6 protein-coding genes are annotated in these 3,698 nt (G+C 72.8%); 3 read left to right on the top strand and 3 right to left on the bottom strand.

The window, feature by feature from the left end; genetic code table 11:
• Nucleotides 1-642: ROK family protein (locus WBP48_RS17305; RefSeq protein ID WP_424441981.1), on the bottom strand; the 642-nt coding region annotated here is incomplete at its 3' end.
• A 152-nt stretch (nt 643-794) separates the two neighbouring features.
• Between WBP48_RS17305 and WBP48_RS17300 the strand changes: the two genes are divergently transcribed.
• From WBP48_RS17300 to WBP48_RS17290, 3 genes are all read left to right on the top strand, one after another.
• On the top strand, nt 795-1,067 hold the full coding sequence (locus WBP48_RS17300; protein ID WP_424441980.1) for a hypothetical protein: 273 nt from the start codon (nt 795-797) through the stop codon (nt 1,065-1,067).
• A 4-nt stretch (nt 1,068-1,071) separates the two neighbouring features.
• Nucleotides 1,072-1,398, top strand: a complete 327-nt coding sequence (locus tag WBP48_RS17295) for an ATP-dependent DNA ligase (RefSeq protein ID WP_424441979.1) — start codon at nt 1,072-1,074, stop codon at nt 1,396-1,398.
• Nucleotides 1,399-1,542: 144 nt separating this feature from the next.
• Complete coding sequence (locus WBP48_RS17290) at nt 1,543-1,857, top strand: hypothetical protein (protein ID WP_424441978.1); 315 nt, start codon at nt 1,543-1,545, stop codon at nt 1,855-1,857.
• Here the strand turns inward: WBP48_RS17290 and WBP48_RS17285 are convergent, their stop codons facing one another.
• Nucleotides 1,858-2,574 carry a glycosyltransferase gene (locus WBP48_RS17285; RefSeq protein ID WP_424441977.1) on the bottom strand — a complete coding sequence of 239 codons (717 nt, stop codon included), beginning with the start codon at nt 2,572-2,574 and terminating at the stop codon, nt 1,858-1,860.
• On the bottom strand, nt 2,571-3,698 hold a 1,128-nt coding region (locus tag WBP48_RS17280; protein ID WP_424441976.1), incomplete at its 5' end, for an SAM-dependent methyltransferase. The genes WBP48_RS17280 and WBP48_RS17285, both read right to left, overlap by 4 nt.

The raw sequence follows: 3,698 nt of genomic DNA, 5'->3' as shown, positions 1-3,698 counted from the left end.
GTCGCGCACCGCGGCGGCGAGCTCCTCGCCGGTCGTTCCCGGCCAACCCTGCGCCTGTGCCCAGGCGACCGTGTGCGGCCCGGACGCGCGTTCCTCGAGCGTGGATGCCGCGGCATCCCCTTCGATGTCCGCCACGATCATCTGCCCGAGATGACCCGCGTTGCCCGACCCGCCGGCGATGAGGCGCCCGTCAGAGACGATCCCGCCGCCCACGCCCGTCGACACGACGAAGACGATCGCGTTGCGGACGCCGTGCGCCGCCCCGCGCCACGTCTCGGCGAGCGCGATGCAGGTGCCGTCGAGGCGCAGCGTCACGTCGTCGAGGTCGCTCGCCGTCCGCACCGCCTCGACGATGCCGAACCCGTGCACCGCCGGCAGATTGATCGGGGCGATCGTGCCGGCCGTGAGGTCGATCGGCCCCGCCGCGCCGATCCCGGCGGCGGCGACCTCGTTCCAGAGCGGATGCCGACGGCACGACCCCACGACCTCGTCGAGCGCCCGGGCGAGCACCGACACGTCGGACGCGGCGGCCGCCCCCGTCGCGGCGCGCACCCGCGATCCCGCCATCAGGGCGCCGGTCTCGTCCACGAGCGCGGCCTCCACCTTCGTGCCACCGAGGTCGATCGCGAGCGCCAATGCCATGTGAGTCAGCGTAGCGACACGGCCGCCCGCGCGACGGTGAGTCCGCCATCCGGGCTCACCGTCGGCATCCTGTCAACCCCCTCGCTCGGAAAGCCCGGCCTCAGATTCACTGGGGTATCGATCACGACACGGGAGAGGCGGCGCGCAGCAGCATGAAAGACATCCTGATCGAGGGGCATCGCATCCTCACGACCGATGAGGTCGCCGATGCCGTGATCGACTACGCCCGGGTGCTCCACGATCGCGGTAGTTCGGATATCGTCGAGTTCCCCAGCATCCACGACGGTCAGCTGTCGCGCTGCTCGGTGCTCCTCGGCAGCGGCCCGCTCGCGGTGATCGAGGCGCCGGTGGAGATTCCGGCCGCTGTACTCGGCGCTGATCGGGCCTGCGCCGAGATCGTTCGACGTGCCGACGCGCTACGGTGAGCGGGTGGGAAGATTCAATTACGACAGCGTCGTGAAGGTGGAGTTCGATGACCGCGTGCTCGCGCACCTGCAGGTCGTCATCAGCCAGAAGCTCCGCCGCGGTGAGCCCTTCCCCTTCACGTGGCGCAACGATCCGAGCACCGGCGACGGTCGCACGACGGTGTGGCTGCACCCCAATGCGACGATCGTGTACAAGTACCACGGCAGCCGGCAGCCGGCGCTGAATCGGGCCTGGCTCGAGGCTCTGACGCAGGCGGCCAACTCAACGGCGGGCCTGTATCTGGTGCCCGAGCCCGAGGGTCCCTACACGGGCGAGGTCCTCACCGGCTGACGGCATAGTCTCGCTTCCCTGGGCGGGTACTCTCGCCCCTGGCGCGGCAGCGCCTCCAGAAAGCTGACGGCAAAGTCCCGCCTGTCAATCCCCTCGTCCCGCCGCAGATCGTCAGCAAGGCTGGCAGCGAAGGCGGTGGCAGCGATGACGGCGACGACGGCGACGACGACCCAGACGAGGGATGCCGAGGACCTCCTCGATGTTCATCCGATCGACGCCGACGCGTGGCGCCTGTGCGACCGGCGCGCACCGGCGACCGATGCCTCGTATGTCGTGGCCTATGTGGAGCGCATCGACGGGTGGTTCGAGGTCGTGTGGATGCAGGGCGCGCAGCGCCGGTGCCGCATGGCGACGCTCGAGGAATGCGCTGCGGCGGCGGCGCGGCACCTCGCCGAGCGCGACTCATCGGGGGCTGGTCGTCCCATCCCGATCGCGCACTTCCCCCCGTCGCGCGAGTAGTCACCGTGCCCCGGCGCGCTGCGCCAGGGGGAGCAGGTCTTCGCGCAGGTAGCGCGCGTACCCGCCCGCGGTGCGGCCGCTCGCGCGTCCCGAGGTGCGCACCCACGCGGCATCCGAGGCCCTGACGATCGCCCCCGTCGCGCGCGCCCGCTCGACGAGATCGACGTCCTCGTGCTCGGGCAGCGGGGCGAATCCGCCCGCTGCGAGCAGCGTCGAGGCGCGGATGCCGAGGTTCGCGCCGTGCACGTGCCCGTTGGCGACGCCGGGCGTGTACATCGCCCACCACGCCTCGCACTGCTCGGGGCTGAGGTCGCGGAAGTCGGGTCGCACGGTGCCCACGACGAGATCCGCGCCCGCGTCGGCGAGACGGAGCTGGTGCGTGAGCCAGTGCGGCGGGACGACCGAGTCGGCATCGGTGTTCGCGATCCACACCCGCTCGGGCGGGGTGCCCGCGAACGCCGCCGTCAGCGCGGCGACCCCGGTGCCGCGGGCACGGCCGACATTGCGGGCATCGATGCTGAGGACGTCGACGCCGCGGGCCGAGGCGATCCGCTCCGAGTCGTCGCGGCACGCGTCGAGCACGACCCAGACCCGCACCTCGGCGACGAGTGCGCGGGCCGCGCGCGTCGCCCGTGCCAGGGCCTCGAGACACGCGGGCAGCAACTCCCGTTCGTCGTGCGCCGGCACCACGACACCGATCGCCCGGATCGCCGTCACGGGACGAGCCCTTCGGCGCGCGCGACGGAGGGCGCGCCGCCGGGGGCGAACACCTCGATGATCACGTCCTCGTCGGCGTACCGGGCGACGCGGGCGCCGGCGCGCCGGGCCAGTGCCGCGTGCACGGCGTCGCCGGTCTGGGGCGCGTCGCCGATGAGATGGCGCCAGTGGCAGGCGGCGATCAGGTCGGTTCCGACGGCGTCGATCGCATCGAGCACGGCGGCGAGGTCGGCCGCGCTCCAGTAGTACCCGATCTCGGAGAGGACCACGAGGTCGAAGGGGGCGCCCGTGACGGCGCCGAGGTCGGTGCGTGCGTCGGCGCGGGTCACGTGCACGTGCGGATGCCGCGCGACCCGCTCCCGGGTGCGCTCCACCGCCTCGGCGGCGACGTCGATCGCGACGACCTCGTTGCAGCGGACGGCGAGCTCGGCGGTCAACTCCCCGACGCCCGAGCCGATCTCGAGCGCCCGCCCGTAGTGCTCGTGCGGCAGCAGCGCCGCCAGCAGGGCGCGCTTGCGGCGCTCGTACCAGCGTGTGCGCACACCCCACGGATCGTGACGCTCGCGGTAGTGGCGCGAGAACGTGTCGACCGGGGTGGACTGCGAGGTTCCCGGCGGTTCGATGAACACCTCGAGATCGCGATCGAAGTGCGCCCGCATCCCCTCGTGCAGGATCGGCGGTGCGCCCGCCGTCGCCGTCGTCTGCGAGCGGTGGCGACCGAGCGCCCGGTTCTTCGCGCTCCGGGCCTGCTCGTCGAGGGGGAGCACCCGCCACGCCGCGGCATCCACCTCGTCGGGATCTGCCCAGTGCCACATCCACACCGGATACCCGAGCACCCGAACGCCCTCACCCGCGAGACGCAGCGCCACCTCTCCGGCGACGCGGTGGTCGCGATGGCCGTCGCCCCACCACGGCGCGACGAGCAGCGTCGCGACCCGGGGGTGACCGCTCGCGCCGGCAGCCGTGCCTCGGTCGGTGCCGGTGCGGGTGTCGGCCTCCGCCTCGGCGATGATCGCGGCCAGGCGCCGCTGCAACAGGTCGGCGTGCTCGCGCACCGCACCATCCGGGATGCCGAGCAGCTGCAGCTGGGCGTGGGGCGCGAGGTCGGCGACGGCGTCGACGAC

This window comes from Microbacterium sp. (assembly GCF_049661145.1).
GTDB lineage: Bacteria > Actinomycetota > Actinomycetes > Actinomycetales > Microbacteriaceae > Microbacterium.
This window is presented reverse-complemented; position numbering and strand designations above follow the sequence as displayed.